Origin of the sequence: Paenibacillus terreus (assembly GCF_042138595.1) — a bacterium.
Classification (GTDB): domain Bacteria; phylum Bacillota; class Bacilli; order Paenibacillales; family Paenibacillaceae; genus Paenibacillus; species Paenibacillus terreus.
On record NZ_JBHIRX010000016.1, the window covers coordinates 91,133 to 113,636 of the forward strand.

16 protein-coding genes and 2 pseudogenes are annotated in these 22,504 nt (G+C 45.9%); 10 read left to right on the plus strand and 8 right to left on the minus strand.

The annotated features are described in order from the left end of the window. Positions 1-369: 369 nt before the first annotated feature. Positions 370-1,023, minus strand: coding sequence for a transcriptional regulator (locus tag ACE5KN_RS23655; protein ID WP_375527731.1), 654 nt, complete (start codon positions 1,021-1,023; stop codon positions 370-372). Between the two features lie 917 nt (positions 1,024-1,940). Between ACE5KN_RS23655 and ACE5KN_RS23660 the strand changes: the two genes are divergently transcribed. The 6 genes from ACE5KN_RS23660 (at position 1,941) to ACE5KN_RS23685 (ending at position 11,941) form a co-directional block, all read left to right on the plus strand. After that, positions 1,941-3,752 carry a cache domain-containing sensor histidine kinase gene (locus tag ACE5KN_RS23660; protein ID WP_375527732.1) on the plus strand — a complete coding sequence of 604 codons (1,812 nt, stop codon included), beginning with the start codon at positions 1,941-1,943 and terminating at the stop codon, positions 3,750-3,752. A 14-nt stretch (positions 3,753-3,766) separates the two neighbouring features. Then, on the plus strand, positions 3,767-5,089 hold the full coding sequence (locus ACE5KN_RS23665) for a response regulator transcription factor (RefSeq protein WP_375527733.1): 1,323 nt from the start codon (positions 3,767-3,769) through the stop codon (positions 5,087-5,089). Between the two features lie 100 nt (positions 5,090-5,189). Continuing rightward, positions 5,190-6,053: a carbohydrate ABC transporter permease gene (locus ACE5KN_RS23670; protein ID WP_375527734.1), complete on the plus strand. Its 864-nt coding sequence runs from the start codon at positions 5,190-5,192 to the stop codon at positions 6,051-6,053. After that, complete coding sequence (locus tag ACE5KN_RS23675) at positions 6,050-6,922, plus strand: carbohydrate ABC transporter permease (RefSeq protein ID WP_375527735.1); 873 nt, start codon at positions 6,050-6,052, stop codon at positions 6,920-6,922. The genes ACE5KN_RS23670 and ACE5KN_RS23675 overlap by 4 nt, the downstream gene beginning before the upstream one ends. Before the next feature lie 47 nt (positions 6,923-6,969). Continuing rightward, positions 6,970-8,337, plus strand: a complete 1,368-nt coding sequence (locus ACE5KN_RS23680) for an ABC transporter substrate-binding protein (protein WP_375527736.1) — start codon at positions 6,970-6,972, stop codon at positions 8,335-8,337. A gap of 28 nt (positions 8,338-8,365) precedes the next feature. Further along, positions 8,366-11,941 (plus strand): discoidin domain-containing protein, encoded by a 3,576-nt coding sequence (locus tag ACE5KN_RS23685; RefSeq protein WP_375527737.1) that lies wholly within the window; start codon positions 8,366-8,368, stop codon positions 11,939-11,941. A gap of 94 nt (positions 11,942-12,035) precedes the next feature. On the opposite strand, the gene ACE5KN_RS23690 is transcribed toward ACE5KN_RS23685, so the two are convergent. Continuing rightward, the gene (locus tag ACE5KN_RS23690) at positions 12,036-12,602 is read right to left on the minus strand and encodes a TetR/AcrR family transcriptional regulator (protein WP_375527784.1); all 567 of its coding nucleotides are present in this window, start codon (positions 12,600-12,602) and stop codon (positions 12,036-12,038) included. Positions 12,603-12,774: 172 nt separating this feature from the next. On the opposite strand from ACE5KN_RS23690, the gene lpdA reads away from it, so the two are divergent. Next, on the plus strand, positions 12,775-14,160 hold the full coding sequence (lpdA, locus tag ACE5KN_RS23695; protein ID WP_375527738.1) for a dihydrolipoyl dehydrogenase: 1,386 nt from the start codon (positions 12,775-12,777) through the stop codon (positions 14,158-14,160). An 83-nt stretch (positions 14,161-14,243) separates the two neighbouring features. Here lpdA and ACE5KN_RS23700 read toward each other — a convergent pair. From ACE5KN_RS23700 to ACE5KN_RS23720, 5 genes and pseudogenes are all read right to left on the minus strand, one after another. Further along, positions 14,244-14,882 (minus strand): annotated as a pseudogene (locus ACE5KN_RS23700) (Rpn family recombination-promoting nuclease/putative transposase); the annotation flags it as partial. 120 nt (positions 14,883-15,002) lie between these two features. Continuing rightward, positions 15,003-15,296, minus strand: coding sequence for an HNH endonuclease (locus tag ACE5KN_RS23705; RefSeq protein WP_375527740.1), 294 nt, complete (start codon positions 15,294-15,296; stop codon positions 15,003-15,005). Continuing rightward, a complete protein-coding gene (locus tag ACE5KN_RS23710) occupies positions 15,266-15,616 on the minus strand; it encodes a hypothetical protein (RefSeq protein ID WP_375533167.1) in 351 nt (116 codons plus the stop codon). The genes ACE5KN_RS23705 and ACE5KN_RS23710 overlap by 31 nt, the downstream gene beginning before the upstream one ends. Next, on the minus strand, positions 15,597-16,769 hold the full coding sequence (locus tag ACE5KN_RS23715) for a reverse transcriptase domain-containing protein (RefSeq protein ID WP_375527742.1): 1,173 nt from the start codon (positions 16,767-16,769) through the stop codon (positions 15,597-15,599). The genes ACE5KN_RS23710 and ACE5KN_RS23715 overlap by 20 nt, the downstream gene beginning before the upstream one ends. 785 nt (positions 16,770-17,554) lie before the next feature. After that, positions 17,555-17,800: pseudogene (locus ACE5KN_RS23720) on the minus strand (PD-(D/E)XK nuclease family transposase); the annotation flags it as partial. 359 nt (positions 17,801-18,159) lie between these two features. Here ACE5KN_RS23720 and ACE5KN_RS23725 point away from each other — a divergent pair. The 3 genes from ACE5KN_RS23725 to ACE5KN_RS23735 all read left to right on the plus strand — a co-directional run bounded on the left by ACE5KN_RS23725 (position 18,160) and on the right by ACE5KN_RS23735 (position 21,802). Further along, entirely contained in the window at positions 18,160-19,680 is a 1,521-nt protein-coding gene (locus tag ACE5KN_RS23725) for a methyl-accepting chemotaxis protein (protein WP_375527743.1), read from the plus strand. A gap of 117 nt (positions 19,681-19,797) precedes the next feature. Further along, positions 19,798-20,694, plus strand: a complete 897-nt coding sequence (locus ACE5KN_RS23730) for a helix-turn-helix domain-containing protein (protein WP_375527744.1) — start codon at positions 19,798-19,800, stop codon at positions 20,692-20,694. Positions 20,695-20,845: 151 nt separating this feature from the next. Next, on the plus strand, positions 20,846-21,802 hold the full coding sequence (locus ACE5KN_RS23735; protein WP_375527745.1) for an SDR family NAD(P)-dependent oxidoreductase: 957 nt from the start codon (positions 20,846-20,848) through the stop codon (positions 21,800-21,802). Between the two features lie 165 nt (positions 21,803-21,967). Here ACE5KN_RS23735 and ACE5KN_RS23740 read toward each other — a convergent pair whose 3' ends face one another. Then, positions 21,968-22,429, minus strand: a complete 462-nt coding sequence (locus ACE5KN_RS23740) for a MarR family winged helix-turn-helix transcriptional regulator (protein ID WP_375527746.1) — start codon at positions 22,427-22,429, stop codon at positions 21,968-21,970. Positions 22,430-22,504: the final 75 nt, after the last annotated feature.

Consider the following 22,504-nt stretch of genomic DNA (forward strand, 5'->3'; position numbering starts at 1 on the left):
TTATCTAAACCTTCCGCCAGGATCCGCATCGTCGAGTAGGCTTTGATGTCAGGTCAATCAAGGTTTTCGATGTCCTTCTGGGCTCCATAAAAAAAGCACCTTATGACCATTCGGTTGGTTAGGGGTGCTTTGCCAAATCATCTACGAGCAGACCAATAGTTTCTCTCAAACTATAACGGTTGTGACAGCGCTTATTCATCTCAAAATACCCCGTTTCAAATTCTAAAGGTTACCAGCGAGCTTATTAGGCTGTTTTCAACAAAAACTCTCCACATTTACCCAAATAGCGTCAATCAGAACCGTTAGATTTTCAAAAGTGATTATTACTCTTTAATAGCCGCTGTGGCAACCGTTAAAAACGTAATCTAATCACTTTATTCCCGTAAGTCGGTAAGATCGATATCGCTGTTTTCCACTTGCTACCTCCAGCAGATCCTTCTCGACCAGGCCGCGAAGAATAACTCTAATCCGATGTTCTGAAAGCAGCAAATGATCTGACAACTCAGCCGGCATAAAAGGACGCAGTAATCTGTGAGCGAATCGCAAGGTTTCGGCTTCTGCCCAGTTGAGTCCGGAAGGTACAGCGCTGGATAAAAACTTTCCAACGTAGGAAAGAACGAGCTGCTTGCAGACCCCTGGATCATCCCGGATCGATAAATAAGCGATTGGAAGAAAGAGCCAATCATCGAGAACCAGCAGGGACTGTTTCATGCATAAATCCTTGAATCGGCTGACCTCAATATCTCTGGCGTGGCTTCGGTAGTCCTGAATTTCAATACATCCTTTGACATTACCGGGCATGTATGCAAAGTCGAGATAGCGATATCCATTATTAAAGTCCCTGATCTCATATTCAGGATATAAGTGATTTAGACTACCTATGACTGGAAACCAGATCAAGCGCAAAAAATCGATCGATCCACGGCTTAATCCTTTTCGCAGCATTTCCCGTCTTCTAGGGCTTTTCTCTTCAGAAATCTGCTGCTCCATCCATTCCTGATAAACTTCATCAAATCTACTCATTTATTTCACATCCGATTCGATTAATACAAAAACAAAAACCGCCTCAATACATCAATGCTCACATGAACAAGACGTACTAAAGCGGTATGTGCTTCACACCATATTTTAATAACAATGTAACATAACCAGGAAGAACCTTCAAGTGAACAATTCCTATTGGATAGTGAAATTTATCGTGACGGAGAGTTGCTTGCATTGCAGGCAAAGAGATCAGAGGCTTGATCTCCCTGGGCGGGGAATAAACGGGGCGAGCCCCGGATTCGCGCTTGCAGGGGGCCGGAGCGACAAGCCCAGCGTTGAATTCTATTCTCTAGGAACCTGTATCGTCGAGTAAAATCCGACAGTAAAGTTAATCAGGGTTTTGATATCCCCATTGGCTACAGTTGACCTTGAGGTTTTTTTCAATGTCTCATTATAGGGGCGCTTCACAATTCGGTTATGAGTTGCTTTGCTGAATCACCTACGAGCAGACCAATAGTTGCTCTCAAACTATAACGGTTGTGACAGCGCTTATTCATCTCAAAATGCCCCGTTTCAAATTCTAAAGGTTACCAACGAGCTTATTCGGCTATTATCAATAAGAACTCTTCACATTTGCCCAAATAACGTCAACCAGAACCGTTAGATTTTCAAAAGCGATTATTATCTTGTAATAGCCGCTGTGGTAAACGTTAAAATGTATTTTAACCTGGGTAATGCGGCTAACCACAATAAGAGAGCGTATTCGAGAAATCAAGGGCACGGATTTTATGCCTGAATTATGATGATCTGGGACCGCCGTAACACGTTTGGTTACAGTAATGTATTAAAAAAGTTAATCCCTCTCCTATACCGGGGAAGGATTAACTTCATTTATACAGTATTTTCTATATAGTGTGATATTGGCAATATAAATAGAAGGGGAGAGGCCATGAGCCATGAAGCGGAGAACATTTAATCCATTGACAAATTTGAATTTAAAGTATCAGATTATTTTGATTTTCCTGACTATGGTGATTCCCTTGCTGTTCCTGCATTGGTATGGCAACGTTCAAGCCGAGGCAATCCTTAAGCGGCATGTCACCACAGCTTATGCTGAGATGAATGCGCTGAACCATATTCTCATTGACCGGGATATCAATACAATTGATAAAATAACGGTGACGATCATTCAGGATTCCGTGACCCAGGCCTTGATCCCCAGCAATACGGATCATGTATATGAACGTTTGCAAAAAGAAAATGAAATGTTCGATCTGCTGTCGGCCTATTCACTGGAAGCGGACAATGGGACGGGGTTGTATTATTCCCTGTATATTTACGATCCCAATGACTATTATTTCTTTGCCCCGAAAACTCAAGTGCAAAGCACCGGGGTGTATTTCTTCTCGGATGCCAATAAACCGGAATGGTTTGATGAAGCCATAAGCAAGAAAGGCAAGGGCTACCTAAAAATAATCCAAAACAATAGCTATTTTAATCATAACGATACACTGTCTTACATACGCGCTGTGAAAAGCATCTATAGGAATCATGATGTCATTGGGGTGCTTGTCGTGACGAATGTGGAGCAAAAAGTACGCGAATCCATGAAAGCGGTATCATTGCCTGATGATGGGGAGATTTATCTTGTAAATAACAACAATCAAGTGCTTGCGTCCACACAAGGGGTTATCGGTTCGGTCCTTAAGCTTCCATCCAACTTCCAGCAGCATAACAATTCTAAAACAATGGAGTACGCAATGACGGAAGATACGATCTATGTCATCAATCAGAATGAGATATCAGACCAGAAATTAATCTATAAAATCCCAATGGATACGCTGCTGCAACAGCAAAGTGAGCTGAAACAGGTGATTGGACTGATATCATTTTTCTATGTACTGCTGGTTCTGCTTTTATTCATATATTTTTGGAAGTCCTTGATGACACCCATCCAGAAGCTGGTGAAATTTATAAGATGGTATGAACCGGGCAAAACGGTCGTGATCCCGCCGCCAAGTAAACGTACGGACGAGGTAGGTGTTTTGATGTCGTCCATGTATGAAATGGCTTTGCGGCTAAACACGTTATTCCAATACAAATATCAGGCGGAAATCAGGCAGAAGGAAGCGCAGCTGCAAATTTTGTATCAGCAAATCAATCCACATCTCCTGTATAACACGCTGGAAAGCATTTATTGGAAGAGCTCATTGGAAGGAAAGACGGAATCATCAGAGATGATTAAAGAGCTTTCGAAGCTGATGAAGATTGCACTCAGCCGGGGCAAGGAGCTCATTACTCTGGAAGAAGAGCTGGAGCATGCCAAAGCGTATGTCAGCCTGCAGAAAATAAGATATGATTATTCATTCACAGTACATTGGAATATTTCCAAGGAACTGTATCATGTCCTGATCCCCAAGATCACCCTGCAGCCATTGATTGAAAATGCCATCATTCATGGGGTGAAAAACATGGGGGAAGACGGGATGATTACGATTTCAGCCCGGTTAAGGGAAGAAGACGTTGTTATGGTCGAGATCACGGACAATGGATTTAAACCTGCCGATTTAGAGGCGATGCACCGCTTGCTTTATGGTAATGAAGCCAACCCGTCCCTGGGGTACGGCATACGTAATATACATCAAAGAATTCAGCTGCATTACGGGCAAGGTTATGGTTTAAGCTACAGGGCCATCCCGGAAGGCGGAACAGCCGCGATTTTGATATTTCCAAAGAATCGGCCAGCAGATTCACATTATAGAGCTTAGTGGAGGCGAAGGATATGTACAATATATTGATCGTCGACGATGAACCGTTGATTTGTAAAGGATTAAGCCATTTATTAAACAGCTCCGGGCTCAGTATTCATCAAATCTTTTTGGCTTACAGCGGTCATGAAGCCCTGGATGTGATTCGTATGGAGGAGATCGACCTGCTGGTGACCGATATCCAAATGGGTGCCATGAGTGGTATTGACTTAATGCAGCAAGCCAAGCTGGCCAAGCCGTGGATGCAGACGATTATCATATCCGCCCATGAAACGTTTCAATACGCTCAAATGGCTATTCGCATGGGGGCAAAGGATTATCTGCTTAAACCTATAAAAGATGGGCAATTTCTGGACTCGGTACGGAATGCATTGCTCCAGATGGTTCGGCCCAGTGAGAAAAAAGGAGAATATTTATCCTTGCTTAACGGCTTTCACATGCAGGAGCCGGATGATGCGAGAAACAAGCTGCTGCAGCAGCTTTTGCAGGGAACAGATGAAAAAGAGACGACTGTGAATAAGCTCAGAACCTGCTATCAGACGGAACTGGCAGGTCCTTATTTTTCTGTATTCAAAATCAGGTTTGATCTTCCGGAAACACGGATCGGTCAAGCGCTCACTACAAGAGATAAAAATCTGATTGCTTATGGTGTGCTTAACATAGCTTGCGAAGTGCTCCAGCATGATTGGAGCCCGGTCGCTTTTGCATCCGATGAACAGGAAATCAGCATGATCATTCCATGGAGTGAAGTGATGTATTCAGACCTAAGTGTGAGCAAGATCAATCAGTTGGATACGATGGGACGGTCTATTCATAGCCACCTTGATAAATATTTAGGTGTGCAATGCGTGGTTGGAATCAGTCAAATTTTAAAAGGCATTGAATTTCTCAGCGTCCTGAATCATCAAGCCCATAAGGCATTGCTCTGGAATAGAGCGCACAAAGATCATCATGTCTTTTATTACGGCGATTTCAGCGGAAGTGTATCTGAGGAGCCGACAGAAGATGAGCTGCATGAACAAAACAACAGGATTGTCGCGAAAGCGACCAAATATATCCACGAAAACTATGCGCAAAAGGGATTAACCCTGCATGAGGTCGCGCAAAAAATCCATGTCAGCCCCAATTATTTAAGTTACTTATTTAAAAAATATACGGACTGCAACCTGTGGGAATATGTCATCAAGTTAAGAATGGAGGAGAGCAAGAAGCTCCTTTTAAATACGGATTTAAGGCGATATGAAATCGCGGATAAAGTAGGTTATGAATCACCAGAGCATTTCAGCAAGATTTTTAAAAAATATTTTGGTGTCAGCCCCAGCCAAATAAAGAAGTAAAAACGACTACCATCTGCATAGAATTGCACCTGTCTCCTCTTGGGTCAGCCTTCTACAATAGGGATAAGGAGAGAAAAGGCCAAAGAAAGAAGGAGATCAGTTGCTGCGAAGACACTTTTGGGGGTTTTTATTTATACTGCCTGCAGCCATCTTATTCATACTGTTTTTGTGGCTGCCGATCATAAAAGGATTCGTGTACAGCTTTTATGATGTGGATTTTGTTAAGGGCAATACGTTTGTCGGTTTTGAGAATTACAAGACGGTGTTTGGGGATGCCAACGTACTGATAGCTGTCAAAAATACGCTTTATTATATGGGGCTGTGTTTAATATTCGGTTTTTGGGTGCCGATTATGTTTGCCGTCATGATTTCAGAGCTAAAACGGTTTCAGGGTTTTGTAAGGGTCGCGGCCTATCTCCCCAACGTCATTCCGCTGGTTGTTCTGTATGGCTTGTGGAGATGGATCTATGATCCGGTTGGCCCCCTCAACGCATTGCTCACATCGCTGGGGTTTAATCAAATCGCCTTCATGGTGGATAAAGCATGGTCCATGGCATCATTGGTATTTATGGAAACATGGCAGCAATTTGGATCAGGGATGTTAATCTATTTGGCTGCGGTGCTGAGCATCCCCAGAGATTGGTATGAAGCCGCTGAAATTGACGGCGCCGGTGTGTGGGATCGCATTCGATTCATTACATTTCCTTCGATTAAAAAACTCATCCTGCTGATGTTAACTTTACAGTTAATTTCGACATCACAGGGTTATCAGTCCCAGCTGGCCATGCTCGATGGCGGACCGAACAATGCCACACTGACTTATGCCTTACTGGTTGTTAAATACGCATTTACAAGACTTGAAATTGGTGTTGCTTCCGCATTAGGGGTGTTGATGTTCCTTGTATTGGCAGGGCTGGCTGTTCTGCAATTCAGACTGAACCAAGAGGAGGCGAAAAGAGGATGAAGAATGCGGATCGTGGCATTTTATCACATTATGATTTGCGGAAACCCAAGTATAAGCTGATGTATATCTTGATGCTCTTAATCATCGCTGCCATGGTGTGCTCCATGCTGTATCCGGTTACAGTTATGCTTTTTAACGCCTTCAAGCCTAACACGGAAGTCAATTCCTTTCCGCCTACCTACTTCCCCAATGAGGTACAGTGGGGCAATTTCCAGAAGGCTTGGGACTTCATTGATATCCCATTGTTTTTCCGCAATACGCTTTATATCTTTCTGGGCAACATAACCGTCATTTTTACTGCATTGGGCCTGGCCGCCTTTAGCTTATCAAGGCTAAATATCCCGTATAAAAAAGGCATCTATTTTTTCTTCTTAATGACGCTGTTTATACCACCTACAACCTATATCATCCCAAACTTCGTTAACTTAAAAGACTTCGGCTTGCTGAACAGCTTCGCGGCCCTTTGGCTGCCTGCCGGAGCCAATGCTTTTTTCCTGCTGCTGCTTAAGACCTTCTTTGATGAAATACACCAAGAAATATTTGAAGCGGCAAGGATCGATGGCGCATCGGAGTGGAGATGTTTTTTTCAAATTGCCGTTCCGCTGTCCATCCCGATCTTTTCAACTTTAGGCATTTTTATTTTTGCAGCGGTATGGAATGATTGGTTCTGGCCCTCCATGGTGATGCATGACAACCAAAAATACCCTTTGTCTACGGCAATCTATCAATATGTGATTCAGGCAAGAAGATTGGATTTGAATGTGAAGTTTGCCATTCTTGCCATGGTGACCATTCCGCCTCTTGCGGTCTTCCTTCTTTTCCAAAAATTCATCATGCGCGGGCTGCATCTGGGCGGAGTGAAGGGGTAAAGGGCGAGTTAAGCGGGAGCCTTAATATAAATCAAGGGGGAAATCATATGAAGAAGTTTTCAGCTATTGTTTTAATTCTGGCCATGTTTAGTACCATTCTCACGGCTTGCGGGGCGGGCGATAACGCCGCATCAGAAGACAAGATTACAATCAAGATCTATTATCCAACGCCGGACAAGGTGGAATTAAGAGCGATTGAGGATGATAAAATTGCCCGTTTCGAAGCTGCTTATCCGAATGTGGAGGTGGTGCGTGATGAATGGCAGTACAATGTAGATCAAATCGGTATTAAAATGGCCGCAAATGAAGCGCCAACGTTCTTCAACACCTTTGCAACAGAAGCGAAGTTTCTCGTGGATAGCGGCTGGGCTGCGGATATCACGGATTTGTGGAACAAATACGAATACAAAGATCAAATTAACCCGGTACTGCAAAAGCAATTTATGATTGACGGTAAAGTATATGGAGTGGCGCAAAAAGGTTACGTTACGACAACGATCGTGAATAAGAAAATGTTAGAAGACAAAGGAGTTCCGGTTCCTTCATACGATTGGACCTGGGATGATATGCTGAAAACTGCGAAAGCGGTTGCAGACCCGTCAGCGGGTATTGCAGGCATTGCTCCCATGGGGAAAGGCAACGATGCCGGCTGGAACTGGACAAATTTCTTGTTTGAAGCAGGCGGAGACATTCAGAAGGTTGAGAATGGCAAAGTTACAGCTACTTTTAACAGTGAAGCGGGTCTGAGAGCATTGGATTTCTACCGTCAGCTGAAGGAAGAGAATACAATTCCGCAAGACTGGGCGTTAGGCTGGGGAGACGCGGTGGGCGCGTTTGCCCAGGGGCGTGCGGCCATGGTGATTGCAGGTGCGGAAGGGCCGCTAGATCAAGCACTGAATCAAGGGGGGATGAAGCCTGAAGATGTATTGACCTTCCCTATGCCGGCAGCAGAAACGGGCGGGAAACATACGGGTGTATTGGGTGGAGACTACCTGGTCATTAACCCTAACGCTACACCTGCTGAACAGGAAGCTGCCTTTAACTATATCGTATTTGACTACTTCTCGGATGAAGGTTTGGCTTCCCTGGAAGAAAACATCAAGCAATTCCAGAAGGATGGGAAATATTATGTGCCGCCTCACATGGACTATTATACCGTTGACTCCGAGTACGGCAAGAAAGTTCGGGCTGTGTTAGACAAATATGACAATGTTTATAAATACGATGCTGAATCCAATGCACTGCTCGATGGCAAGCCGGAAGCGCAGTTTAATACACAGGATTATTATGCAACCATGACCACTGCAATTCAGAAGGTATTCACCGGTGACAGTAACGATCTAAAGGCAATACTCGACGAAGCTGCTCAAACGGTTCAAAAGGACTTCTTTGATAAAATCGAGGTGAAAAAGTAAGCGCTATCAAAAAATGAGGAGGGTTCAAATGAAGAAACCATTAGCCTGGTTAAGCATTTTGACGATGCTGATTACGACCTTTGTCCCATCATTCGGTTTGCCAGTGGTTCAGGCGGCGGAAGGACCAAATCTGGCATTGGGAAAATCCGCCATTTCAAGCAGCAATAATGGCGAATATACGGCAGGTTATGCTTTTGACGGTGAACAAGACAGCTACTGGGAAAGCGAAAATCATGAGTTCCCGCAATGGATTCAAGTGGATCTTGGGAGGAAGGCCAGCATTGATCATGTTACATTGAGGCTGCCTGCGGGCTGGGAGAGCAGAACACAGACTTTATCCATCCAAGGAAGTACAGATGGCTCTGATTTCTCAGACATAGCGGGTTCCAGAGATTATGAATTTAATCCGGCTGACGGCAATACCGTTACAGTCGATCTCAACGTAACTGATGCCCGGTATGTAAGGGTTAACGTTACTGCTAACACTACATGGCCAGCAGCACAAATTTCCGAGTTGGAGGTATACGGCACTTCCACGGATGAAACTGATTCAGAGGCGCCTACGTCCCCTGCAAATCTTGCTTTGACACAACCTACCTCAGACACGATTCATTTAACCTGGGACGCATCGACAGATGACGTAGGTGTAACAGAATATGATATCTACTTGAATGATCAATTGCATGACAGTGTGGATGGAGATACGCTTGCTTATACAGATCATCAACCCGCAGATGCAGCCTTAACGTATTATGTCATCGCAAAAGACGCTGCAGGCAATTCATCGGCTCCAAGCCGTTCCGTAACACGGAACGGGTCTGGCCCGGATGGCACGAACCTGGCGATCAACAGGCCTATAACTGCTTCATCTGAAACCTTTAACTTCAAGGCTGCGAATGCCAATGATGGCGATGTAACCACTTATTGGGAAGGAAACGGGCATCCAAGCACACTTTCGGTAGATCTTGGAGCGGATGCAAGTCTTTCATCTGTTGTGATCAAGCTGAACCCTTCAAGCGAGTGGGGCACACGCACGCAAACCATTCAAGTGCTTGGCCATGACCAGGATTCCACAACGTTTACGAATTTGGTCTCTGCTGCTCAATATACGTTTAACCCTGCTTCGCAAAACACCGTAACCATCCCTGTTCATGCAACGGCAAGCAGTGTACAGCTTCGTTTTACTTCAAACTCCGGAGCGCCGGGCGGACAAGTGGCGGAGCTCCAGGTGATCGGCACACCTGCGCCTAATCCGGACCTGGTTGTATCGAGTATATCCTGGACACCCGCTTCCCCCACTGAAACAGATGCAATGACGATCAGTGCGACGGTTGAAAATAGGGGCTCAACAGTCTCTCCGGCAACCGATGTCAATGTTTATCTTAATGATACCCGGGCAGGGACTGCCCAAGTTGAATCATTGGCTGCCGGGGCATCAACGACAGTGTCCGTGGATGCGGAAGCGCGCAGCGCTGCAACCTATTCGGTAAGTGCCAAGGTAGATGAAAGCAATCTGATTATTGAACAAAATGAGCTGAATAACAACTACACTCATTCCTCATCCTTGGTCGTTGCTCCCGTTCCAAGTTCAGATTTGGTAGGAACAGCTTCATGGACACCGACGAATCCAAGTGCAGGCGATACGATAACCTTTACTGTGAACCTTAAGAACCAGGGCACTATAGCCAGCGCAAGCGGGAATCATGGCGTGAAATTAGTGATCACGGATGCCGCTGGCTCAACGGTGCAAACATTTAATGAAGCTTTTAACGGTACGTTGGAGGCGGGTGAAGCCGCGAATGTAACCATGGGAACCTGGACAGTGGAAGACGGCAGCTACAGTGTAACGAGCATCGTTGAAGCAGATGCCAATGAAATCCCAAGCAAGCGAACCAACAATGAAAGTACAGCAAGCCTTTATTCAGGGCGTGGTGCAAATATGCCATTTACCATAATAGAAGCGGAGTCTTCATCCAACAGCACCAATGGAACGGTACTGGCTAAAAACTTTACGCCTGGAGACTTTGCAGGTGAAGCATCGGGCCGTTCAGCAGTTCGTCTGGATGCAGACGGAGAATACGTGGAGTTTACACTTACTTCTCCAGCAAATGCGTTTGTGCTCCGCAACGCGGTTGCTGAAAACACCACAGGAACCATCAGTATTTATGCAGATGATGCCGAGATTGGTGACTTTACCGTAACATCCAAATTCTCCTACGTATACGCAACACCTGCGACGCTTGGGCGGCTTGGATATGATAACCAGGGCGAAAAAGCTTACTGGTTATATGAGGATGCCCAGTTATTACTGGATCAAGTGTATCCGGCCGGTACCAGGATTAAAATTCAAAAAGATGCGGGAGATGTTCCATGGATTTATGTAGACATGATCGAAACGGAACATGTGGCACCTCCAGCCCAAAATCCGGACCCGGCCAAATATGTAGAGGTTTCAAGCTCCAAATCAATCGAACAGGCGTTGAATGAATTCAGACAGGATGAAACGAAGAAAGGAATCTTTATTCCTGCAGGTGAATGGCCGCTGGACAATAAAATTTATTTGTACGGACGTGCAACGGAAATCGTTGGCGCAGGTCCTTGGCATACCAAGCTGGTTGCACCGCAGAATCGGACGAATACGGATGTTGGATTTAATATCGGTTCGGCAGCCAATGGATCAGTCATTAAAGATCTGTCAGCCTGGGGCAATTATGTGTACAGAGTAGATGGACCCGGAAAATTCATTGATGGCAGCGGCATGCAGAATGTAACGATTGAAAATGTCTGGGCTGAGCATTTTATCTGCCTGTATTGGGGTGTCAACTCCTCGCACAATACATTTAAAAATAACCGTATCAAGAACATATTTGCGGATGCAATTAACATGACCAACGGCTCCTCCTATAATGTCATAGATAACAACTATGCCCGCGGCACCGGTGACGATTCATTCGCTTTATTCAGCGCAATCGATTCGGGCGGTACTTACAATGCAGGTAACCAGTACACAAACCTTACGGCAACCTGTGTAAGAAGAGCGGCAGCTTTTGCAGTCTATGGCGGTCAGAATAATGTATTCCGGAATCTGTACGGTGCAGATACGTTAACCTATCCCGGATTAACGATCAGCAGCCTGAGCTTTGGATATAATACCCTGGGCTTTGGCGACCAAGATACGGTCATCGACGGAGTAACCCTGGACCGGACCGGCGGGGATTTCTGGACCAGTGCCGGCGGAGATGACAAAATCAATGAATACCAGAACTTTGGCGCAGTCTGGTTCCATGGCGGCGATCGGGACTTCAAGAATATTGTGTTGAAAAATGTGGATATTAATGAGCCTGTATACTTTGGCCTGATGTTCCAGAGCAAATCTCCTGAACATGTTCCGATGCAAAACGTGCGTATAGAGAACATCAATATCAATAACCCTGCGCGGTATGGAATCAAACTGGTTGTCAAAGCCGAAAACGGACAGGGACCGGCAGTTGGAGAAGCAAGCTTTACCAATGTCAAAATTAATAATCCCGGTGTTCAGGCCATTTATGGAGAAGAAAAATGCCCTGATTTCAATGTCATTAGAGTATCGAGTAATAACTGGTGATTTAATTAACGGAGACTGCTAGGGGGAAAGTCGAACATTAGGGACCGGCTTATTGCCGGTCCCTATATTTATTTTACAGGGCCTTGAGCAAAGACTAGGCTTTAATTAACTCCTTGGCATGCTGCCTGCCAGAAGCGAGGAGACTCTCGCTCAGCCCGGGATCGTTAACCGACCGTGCCAGCATTAGCGTTCCAACCATGGTACTAAGCAATGCACTGCCCGTAGACTTATCAATACCGGCAAGATCGGAGATAAAATGAATCATTCGTTCCAGCTCACGGGTGAAGATCTGACGAACTTCTTCGGAAGATCGGGAGATTTCACTGGAAAGGGCGGGAAGAATGCAGCCAATCTCAGGATGATCACGATGATAAGGGCTCAAATAATAATCGATTACCGTATGAATCCTGGGCTTTTCCTTCTCACGGTCAGCCAATTTCCCCATCAGTGCAATTCCCTCGGTAACCGCATAACAGCAGGCTTCTGAAACCAACTGTTCTTTATTTTCAAAATGAGCATAGAATCCTCCGTGTGTCAGGCCGGCTCCCTTCATTATGACAGGCACACTGATTTCGCGAATTCCGTTCTTACGAAAGGCTTTGGCGGCACTTTCGATAATTTGCCCGCGCACTTTTTGCTTATGACCTTCGGGATAAGGCATACCAATCACCTCAAGCTTATAATCCAATTTCAAAATATTATAGTCATCATAAAAAAGCATGTCAATTCTCTCGGGCCCAGCATCCCAGGTAGAAGGGAGTATTGACCGTTTTAAAATATGATGATTATAATATATTATGATCATCATATTTTATAACAGGTGGTGTTAAGGCATGAATGAGCCTATAACCGTAGATACTCTGGTCATCGGATCAGGACCGGGAGGCCATGCGGCGGCGCAGTGGTCAGCTCAGTTGGGGATGAAGACGGCCATTGTGGAACGCGGCCAGATTGGCGGAGTTTGCACCAATGTCGGTTGCATTCCTTCCAAAGTTTTAATATCAGAAGCACATCGGTACAGTATGCATAGGGAGTGGAACAGCTCAGCTGCTTCAGCTTTCTTTACGGATGCCCAAGCTTTCAAGCAAGCGGTTGTAAATAAGCAGGTTGGAGGAGTTAATTTTATCCTGAACAATGCCAAAGTAATGATTCTGGAAGGAGATGCAAGCTTCCTTGATGAGCAAACGGCCGTTGTCAAAAGGCCAGGAACAGAGCAGAGGGTTTCTTTTAAGCACGTTATATTGGCAACGGGATCCCGCCCTATTGAGCTGGAGGCATTGCCATTTGGCGGACGTATCCTGTCTTCAACTGAAGCGCTTTCACTATCTCAAATTCCGTCAAGCCTGGTCGTTATCGGCGGTGGTTATATCGGCATTGAATTGGGGCAGATGTATGCCAAATTCGGCACCAAGGTGACGATCCTCGAGGGAGGAGGCCAGGTACTGCCCGGGTTTGAAGCGGAGCTTGTCGCTCCTGTCATCCGGCACCTGAACACAGACGGCGTAACCATCGAAACGGGAGCAATTGCGGTAAAAGCGGAGCAGAATGCGGATGGGCTGACACTTCATTATTTGAAAAATGATGAGCAGCATCAGATTAGAGCGGAGTATGCTTTAGTGACCGTTGGCAGGAGGCCGAATACAGACGGGGATTTGGGACTTGAACACACCGGCTTACAGGTAACGAACAGAGGACTGATCGAAACGGATGAACAATGCAGGACGGCAATCCCGCATATCTTCGCAATCGGCGACATTACGAAAGGTCCGGCGCTTGCCCATAAAGCTTCTTATGAAGCCAAGGTTGCGGCGGAAGTGATAGCGGGTAAGCCTTCTGCCATTGATTACAAAGCCATTCCGCTTGTCGTTTTTTCCGAGCCGGAGCTGGCCAGCGTTGGTCTGAGCGAAATTGAGTGTAAAGCCAATGCGATTCCGGTTGTCGTTGGAAAATCTTCATTATCGATTAACGGTCGAGCGCTTGCCCTGAAAGCGGCGGAAGGCTTTGTTAAAATTATTGCGGATCAGGCGTCCGGCATTGTCATTGGCGCGCAAATTGTTGGGGTAGAAGCTTCAACCCTCATATCGGAGCTAGCTTTGGCGATCGAGATGGGAGCGACCGTGGAGGATCTGGCGATGACCATCCATCCCCATCCTACACTGGGGGAAGTGATTATGGAGGCCGCCGAAAACGCCGTCAGAAAAATGAAGGTGTTTAAGTGAGAAAATATCGCCTTGCCCGCATTCATGGGGGTAAGGCGATATTTTTCTTGGTTACTTCGCTGAAAGGTGAACAACTGTAAAACCTATTGAACGGGCTTGAGTGCTCTTACTTCCGCTTCGGATAGTCCGCTTGCTTTGGCGACGATGGAAACCTCTATACCCATGGAGAGCATATTCTTGGCGATTTCAATGGCTTTCTTTTTCTCTCCCTCAGCCATACCTTTAGCCATACCTTTAGCCATACCTTCGGCCATCCCTTTTTCCGTAGCCCATTCGATCATAGAGGCCTCATCATGCAAATATTTCTGCCGCTCTTCATACCGTCTGCGTGCTTCGCGGTCCTGACTCAGAAATTCAAGCGTATCCATCGCTTTCTTCAAAGTCGGTTCATTCATCTTCAGCACCTCCCAATTCGATTTGTCGACACCTTTCAGGAACAATAGCCAGTTGACTAACCCGCCTTCCATTGGAACGGAATTATCATCCAGCTTGGTCAGCTCCATGAAATGCACTTCAATATCGTCGCTCAGTTCAAGCCCTGTATAGTCTTCTCTTAGATGAAATACATTATGATAACGTTCATTAGAAATAAATGAGTAGTTCAAAATATTAATAGTGACACATTTTTTGAGTTCCTTGTAGGTTTGTCCTTCTTGCAACTGGCTGGAGTAACGCTTGCTCCAGTAATAGAGCGTCCGCTTCTCGATATCATATTTATTGAAATAAGAATAGGTAAGGGTAGACTTCGACGTTACTCGGTCAGCCTCCCTTTTCCCTTCTTTCACACCGTACGTGATTTTTTCAAATCATACGGCATTCCACCATGACGCTGGCACGAAGCGCTACAACTTTTCTCTGAATTTCAGAATCTTACGCCAATGTTTCTTCCCTAATGTAGAGTAGTCCTGTTCATCATGAATCATCCTGTGGCACCGTTCGTGTACCGAAGCGAGATTGTTGACCCGATTGACTTTCCCCAGAGGCAAGTAAGGATTGATGCGATGAAAGGACATTTCGTCGCTATGGATGGATTCGCCACAGACCCTGCACTTTTTCTTGTCTCGATTATACGCATAGGCTCGGTTTAGGGCATACTCGAAGTTGTCTATTTCTTTGCACCTTCGTGTTGGGCCCATCTCTCCAGATGTGCGACCAGTATATCATCTGCTCGTGCCAGTCTTGGCTTTTTGCTCGTTCTTGCCCGATAGATCGCCCTGCCTTCTGCCGTGTACGGAGTTTCTTTTGGACGTTTCAGTTCCGTTTTCTTCCACCTGCAGAAGGATAGGGAGGTTACCCCGATATACATGTCTCTGATCTGAATCGCGGGCACTTTCTCTGTGTAGTCGGTGTGCACCGAAGGCAGATTCTTGGTCTGATGGGCAGGCAGCCAGATTCCTCCGTACTTTTCCAGTATCCGCATGGCCTTGGTTCTCAGGTTATGTGCATACTTTCGCAACGCAATATTCACCCAAGTCGTTCCCTGGTAGTACTGGATGATTCCCCGAATCACCGCATTGAACGTGTAGATTTCCCGCATCAGTTGTTCTTTGCTGCCACATCGTTTCAACTGGTTTACTTTGCAGTGGAGTTCCTTTATTTTGGCCTGTAATCGGGTTCGATCTGGGCGGGATCGGGTGAAGATGTAGAGCGGATTGGATCTGCTTGGCAATTCGCTGTTTCCATTTCTCTGCTTGCTGCTTCGACGGCACAATGAGCACCCAATCATCGGCATAACGCACCAGATAGGCCGGTTTCAATCGGCTGGATTTCTTTAACACTGTCGTTCGGCTTGCACTTTGAGCGAAGGTGGTTCGGGTTTTCTTGTTCTCCCATTCTCGGGTTACCCAGTAGTCCATCTGGTGAAGATAGACATTGGCTAGCAGAGGGGAGAGAATGCCGCCCTGTTGGGTCCCCAGCAGATTGACTGGCATTTCGTTCATGATCCCGGTTTTGACCATCGTCTTGATGATCATCAGTACCCGTTGGTCACGCACGCCCATTCCATATAAGAACCTTCCCAATTTCGCATGATGAACGGTATCAAAGAACTTGGCGATGTCGCCTTCAACAATCCAGTGGTATCCGGTTTGGTGGACTACGCGCTTGGTTCGTTCCAGTGCCATAGGCGCATCCCGCATGGGGCGAAACCCATAGGAGTGTTTGAAAAACTGGGCTTCCATGATCGGTTCCAGTATCATCCGAATGCACTCCTGGATAATCCGATCGATAATGGTAGGAATCCCTAACGGACGCTTTTCCGTCTTTCCCGGTTTTGGGATGTACTTTCGGCGTATGGGGAGAGGAACATAGTAAGCCAGTCCGGCTTGTACGCGAGCGATGATTCCCGCGTAGTCCTTTTCCAATATATGCTCCCGCATCGTTTCTCCATCACTACCAGGTGTTTCGCTGCCTTTGTTGCTTTTGATATTATGAATAGCGGTGAGAATGGTGACCTCCGCCTTCATATACTCCAGCAACCCTTTGAAGCAGGGTTTGATTCCCTCTTTCAAGGCTGCTTGCGTCGTTTCGTACAGAGAATCCAGCAAATCTCGCAAATCCTGCTCCGTCGATAGAATCGTTTGTCCAGATAAGTTAGATGGTTGGGCCAAAGCAATCACCTCCTTCGAGGGAATTGTTTTGGGATTAGTCAGGTTTGCGCATCGGCTTCCCTAACGGTTGTATGCTTCGTTTCCAAAAAAAAAAACTTCGTCATGACTATGCCCCTTCGCTCGGGCCGTTTGTATCCTCCTTCGCCTATCGCTAGGCATAGTGACTGTCGGCGGCCTGTCCTCACTACTACGGGCTGCTGCCCTCTGAATTCAACAGCCATTTCCTGCTGTTTCGAGGCTTTGGAGTTCTCTCCCCTTTGCATCCCCTTTCAGAGTTCCGCTGTTCCTTGTATCCTAGTCTTTTATCGTTGCCTTAGGTTTCTCCTTTAACCCGTCAGCCGTTCTTTTGTCCTCAGCCTGTGGACGCAGAACTTCTATCCCATACCGGATAGAGATCGCCGAATGCACAACTGAACTACACCGGCCATGACTGAACCCCTTAACAGGGGCGTGAAGCTTCTGATTCGCTTACACTGAAATTTACGAGCCGTACGCTCAGAGATTCGTCGGTGCCAACAAGCACATCCTAACCTTAGCAACGCGTGACCCCCCGGCTATTTTGCTAACCGCTTCACAGGTCTGCGTTTCGCCGTCCTCAGCGAGCTCTCATACCAAAAGGAAGAGAATCCTTTTCGCATGTCGCGGGTCTTAGGGTAGGTTGGCAGGCTTTCCACCTAAGCAGGTACTTCCCCTGCCCATTCGGACACAAAGTTCGATGTATATAAATACACCGCTCCCCCTTTGTCGAGTATTTCTACTCGGGTTGTAGGGAGAACAGCGCGCACCAATTGCATCTCAATATTAATCAGTTTGCCTTCTGTTGTCTTGGCCCAAATATCAAAAATAGATTGTTTATCGAGAGGGGTATCTTTATCTGTGTACGGATTAAGAAGGACAATTTCCGTCAGTGGTGTCTCACCAGACTCCGCAAACGTTCGATTCAGAAAGGCGAGCAGTACATCTTTATTTTCTTCGCTGCCAAAAATTCGTTTAAAAACGAAATCATTCCGAGGGTCAAGCAGTTCCTGCATTTTGGAATCAACTCCATTTTATTATTGAAATAGGGTCTATCCGCTTAGAAGTACTACGAAAGATGCTTTTCTTATTATACCATGCTTTGATTTCAATTTAGTATTGTTCAACTTCTTAGGGAGCATGAAGAAACACAATTTTCAGTAAAAATAAATAAATGAATCTGGATAAAATTGTCTAATTAAAATTTTAATTATTACCGATATAGAAAGAACGCTTCATCTTAAAAAGTTTCACATGGCGAACCCTAAACTATCTTATACCAACCAGATGCCGAAATGTGAGAAGCCAGTCCTCCGTTTTGCGGAGGATTTTTTTGATATGGGCATTTGAAACATCCAGAAGGAGGATTTTGAAGTTGGAATACGTCAAAAATCGCATTATTCTGATCCTGTCCATGATTGTTATGCTTGCCTCAATGCTCGTTCATTTTCTTCATCGATCCTTGAATGTATCTCTCCATTGGATGGGGCACGGGGGGGAGGCGACTGGGCAGACTGCCTTGATTGCGAATTTGTTTCTGGCTCTTCCGGTTTTGTTTTTTCTGACCGCCCTTTTACTATATCGATTTAGGCCTGAGCATGCCCAAATTCCGCTTATGAATACGCTTGCGATCACATTTGGCAGCATGTCCATGATTGCAGGCGGAGGGGGGATGGTCGAGTATCATTTTTCCATTTTTATGGTGGTGGCTATCATCGGTTATTATGAAAGGATCGATCTGATCGTTATGATGACCGTTCTGTTTGCCGTACAGCATGTGGCCGGTTATTTATTGATCGGGGAATATGTTTATGGTACGAGCGATTATCCGCTTTCAATGGTTGCTATTCATGCCTTGTTTTTGGTCGGGACATCGGGGGCTATCATTTGGCAGATCGCTCATAAGAGAAAGCTGTTAGCCACCCTGGACGAGAAAGAGCACAAACAAATTATTTTAAACGGCATGATCAAGAAGCTTTCAGCGAATTCCAATCAATTGGCCGAAGTATCCTCGCGATTAAATGACAATTACAATTCCAGCCGTGAGTCGATTAAAGGTATGGCTGCCCATATGCAGGAAATAACAAGCGGGGCCTGTATCCAGAAAAAACAAACCGAGGAAAGCTCAACAGCGATAGAGGACATAACCTCGGGAATCATACATATCGCAGAAGCGTCGGCTGCGGTCTCGGAAAGGGCAGTGGACACTGCGGAAGAAGCGAACGAAGGCAATACGATAATTCAGACCGCTGTCCGTCAAATGCAATGGATCACTGAGCAAATGGATACCTCTTCGCAGCAGGTGAAAAGGTTAAACCAGAACACTGCGGAGATTGTGCATATTGTTGATTTGATAAAACAAATTGCTTCTCAAACGAATTTGCTTGCCCTGAATGCTGCCATTGAGGCTGCGAGAGCAGGGGAGCATGGGAAAGGGTTTGCGGTTGTAGCGGATGAAGTGAGGAAACTGGCGGAGCATTCGGTCGCATCAACCGATAAAATCACCGGCATGATTCAGTCCATTCAGGAAGACGCGATCACATCGGCCGATGCGATTGAACAGGTAAGCCGTGAAATGCAAACCGGTTTGGATTTTGTAAAAGAAACAGGGGAAATTTTCATGCGTATTCATATTTCCATCAACCAGGTAGCTGATCAGATGAAGCAAATATCGTCATCATCCGGACAGGTATCCGCTTCCGCAAAGCAGGTTTCGGCAGCCGTTCATGAAATGGCCAGCTTTGCGGAAACAACAACAGAGAGAGTACAGAATGTCGCAAATGCATCCGAAAAGCAATTATGTTCAGTTGAGCAGCTATCCTCTTCGATTGCTGCACTTCGAGGAATTGCTGCGGAATTACAGGAGCTGATGAACAAGACGGAGGTATTGAAGTAGTGTGAGGCCACAACAATACGCGCCTTAACAAATAGCTGCTTTGGATGCTTGCAATGGAGTAAACTATAGATAGGAGCGAATGTCGAAATAGAGCCATGAAGGAGGAAATCATACAACTTGAATTCAAAAATAATAAAAGCCCCGTATGGTTTTCCTGCAGAAGCTGTTCCGCAAAACATTCTCAGGCTAAATGGTCTGACAATATTAGAAACTTGCGCCTCTGCTTTAGGCAGTGAGGGCAGACTGTTTCTGCAAGAGCATTTTTTATTAATTGTTCTAAGCGGCACCTATACGGTTTGTTATGGAAGCGAGCAGATTGACGTCAAGCGGAACGAACTGGTTCTTTTGGAGAAAGCAAAAGTTGTGGAGTATCAAAAATCAGGTGAATACGAAGGCGAACTGTTGAATTACTGGATGTTTTTTCTAGGAGATGATTTACTTAAGGAATTCGCATTGATGGCCAAATTAAATCCTGTGCGTACAACTGGAGCTGAGCCTGTTCATCCGGTGCCGGTCAACGAGCGTCTGTTAACCTATTTGGAGTCGTTAAAGCCATATTTCAACGAACATGAAGTTATGAACGACCATCTCATAAAAATGAAGCTATTGGAGCTTTTGTATGGACTTGCTGCCGCGGATAATAATTTAATGAAACAGCTGCTGCAGATCAGCCACCCTCTCAGAATCCCAAGTCTTGCGGCATTGATGGAGGAGTATGTGTTTGCTCCAGTATCTCTATCCGATTTGGCCTACTTGTCAGGAAGAAGCTTGTCCAGCTTTAAACGGGATTTTAATGCCGTGTATCAAATGACTCCCTCCCGTTGGATTCGTCAACGGAGGGTCAGTAAAGCCAAAGAGCTGCTCACAGGCTCTGCATATTCGGTTACTGATATTTGTTTTATGACAGGCTACGAAAGTCCGGCCCACTTCTCACGAGTATTCAAAGAAGTTACTGGTCTATCACCCGCAGCATATCGTCAGCAAAGCCGGCAGCAAACTGCCTTGTACGATTAAATAATTAATCTTTGAACTAAATCGTCAAGTGATTTGGCCTTTCCGGATAAGTTCAACCTTAATTGCTGTGATACGATAACCCTGTCATCAGCATTCTGCATCAGCAGTTGGAGGATGCTTGTGACTCACAAACCTAACAGGAGTGATGGAAATGGGGTTAATTCGTACACCATTTAATGCGAATACAACAGCTGATGAGGTCCTAGCAGGCACTGATTTAACAGGAAAACGAATGGTTATTACCGGTGGAGCTTCCGGGATTGGGTTGGAGACGGCACGAGCATTGGCCCGGCGCGGAGCTGAGGTGACATTGGCCGTACGTAATCCCGAAAGAGGAAAAGAAGCGATTGCAGATATTACAGCCAGTACAGGAAATAAAAATGTTAAAGCTGCCAGACTGGATTTGCTGGATAAACACAGTATAGCCGCATTTGTATCCAACTGGTCGGAGCCTTTGGACGTGCTTATAAACAATGCGGGGGTGATGGGCATACCTGAACTGCGGCTAACCCCTGAAGGTTATGAGGAACAATTTGCGGCGAATTATCTGGGACATTTCGCTTTGGCAGTGGGGCTTCATCCCGCATTGGTTCAGGCCGGCTCAGCTCGAATTGTGTCCGTTAGCTCAGCCGATCCTTCCGGGCGTCTGGGGGCTCCCATCGTTTTCGAGGACATTCATTTTACTCGCCGTACCTATGAACCTTTGCAGGCTTATATACAGTCGAAAGCAGCTAATGTTCTTTTTGCTGTTGGGGCCAACAGCCATTGGGGACAGGATGGTATTTCTGCAAATTCCCTGATGCCTGGCGCAATTGCAACCAATCTGCAACGCCATATCGATCGTGATACCTTAAAGAGCTGGGGAGCGGCGGATGAGACCGGTAAACGCCTGAGCAAGCCTGTAGGCTGGAAAACACCGGCCCAAGGCGCGGCAACTTCCGTGCTGTTAGCCGCTTCTCCACTTCTCGAAGGGATAGGCGGACGCTACTTCGTTGATTGTAATGAATCCGAAATCATCAACCATGACAAGGGCGATATTGCGCTTGATGCCCGGAATGCGGAGCGGCTATGGGAGATGTACTATCCTATCGTTAGCAAATGGTTTTAAAAGTCTGTCCGGCTCATTTTAGCCACGATGCCGGCGGTTTCACATTATGAGGGCACCGGTATGGAATTTGATCGACGAAAACGGCGTGATTCGGGAGCATCACTATATTAAATAATGTTAGTAAGCCGCTAAACATAATTGTTTTGGCGGCTTTTTCTCTGCCTTTTATATGGAATCCAATCCGTTAAAATCCTTAAGCATGCCGATAAACTGTTCAAGCTGATCCTCATCCCATTTGGAAATGCGTTCGAAATAGGCGATTTCTTTTTCCTTCAGGGCCTCCTTCGTTTTTTCCCGCCCCAGATCCGTGAGGGAAAGAAATATTCCCCGCCGGTCATCCGGAGAGGATTCCCTTTTCACATAACCCAATTGCTCCAACTGCTTGACGAGACGGCTGACAGAGCTCCGATCCATGGCCGCAGCTTCCGCCAGTGCGGAAGCGCTTGTGGGGCCGTATGAATAAAGCCAACGGACAAGATGGAAAGCCGCAGGCTGCAGGGAAGGATCAAACCGTGCGGCTATTTTTACATTTAGCGCATGCATGGAAGTGATCAGGGCATTGAGTTGTTCTCCCAGCTCCAGCTCCAAATTTGTTCTCCGCGTATTTTTATGCTGTTTGTCATTCATCTTCTTCACCTAACCTTTGTAATGTGCAGCTAAGTAGTTGACATATATCAATTAAATGAATATAGTTGATTTATG

Bases quoted from the DNA above. Each gene is read 5' to 3' on its own strand.
- ACE5KN_RS23675 (WP_375527735.1), top strand. From the start codon at position 6,050: ATGAAGAATGCGGATCGTGGCATTTTATCACATTATGATTTGCGGAAA.
- ACE5KN_RS23735 (WP_375527745.1), top strand. From the start codon at position 20,846: ATGGGGTTAATTCGTACACCATTTAATGCGAATACAACAGCTGATGAG.
- lpdA (WP_375527738.1), top strand. From the start codon at position 12,775: ATGAATGAGCCTATAACCGTAGATACTCTGGTCATCGGATCAGGACCG.
- ACE5KN_RS23660 (WP_375527732.1), top strand. From the start codon at position 1,941: ATGAAGCGGAGAACATTTAATCCATTGACAAATTTGAATTTAAAGTAT.
- ACE5KN_RS23665 (WP_375527733.1), top strand. From the start codon at position 3,767: ATGTACAATATATTGATCGTCGACGATGAACCGTTGATTTGTAAAGGA.
- ACE5KN_RS23685 (WP_375527737.1), top strand. From the start codon at position 8,366: ATGAAGAAACCATTAGCCTGGTTAAGCATTTTGACGATGCTGATTACG.
- ACE5KN_RS23705 (WP_375527740.1), bottom strand. From the start codon at position 15,296: ATGGGCCCAACACGAAGGTGCAAAGAAATAGACAACTTCGAGTATGCC.
- ACE5KN_RS23680 (WP_375527736.1), top strand. From the start codon at position 6,970: ATGAAGAAGTTTTCAGCTATTGTTTTAATTCTGGCCATGTTTAGTACC.
- ACE5KN_RS23655 (WP_375527731.1), bottom strand. From the start codon at position 1,023: ATGAGTAGATTTGATGAAGTTTATCAGGAATGGATGGAGCAGCAGATT.
- ACE5KN_RS23690 (WP_375527784.1), bottom strand. From the start codon at position 12,602: ATGCCTTATCCCGAAGGTCATAAGCAAAAAGTGCGCGGGCAAATTATC.
- ACE5KN_RS23740 (WP_375527746.1), bottom strand. From the start codon at position 22,429: ATGAATGACAAACAGCATAAAAATACGCGGAGAACAAATTTGGAGCTG.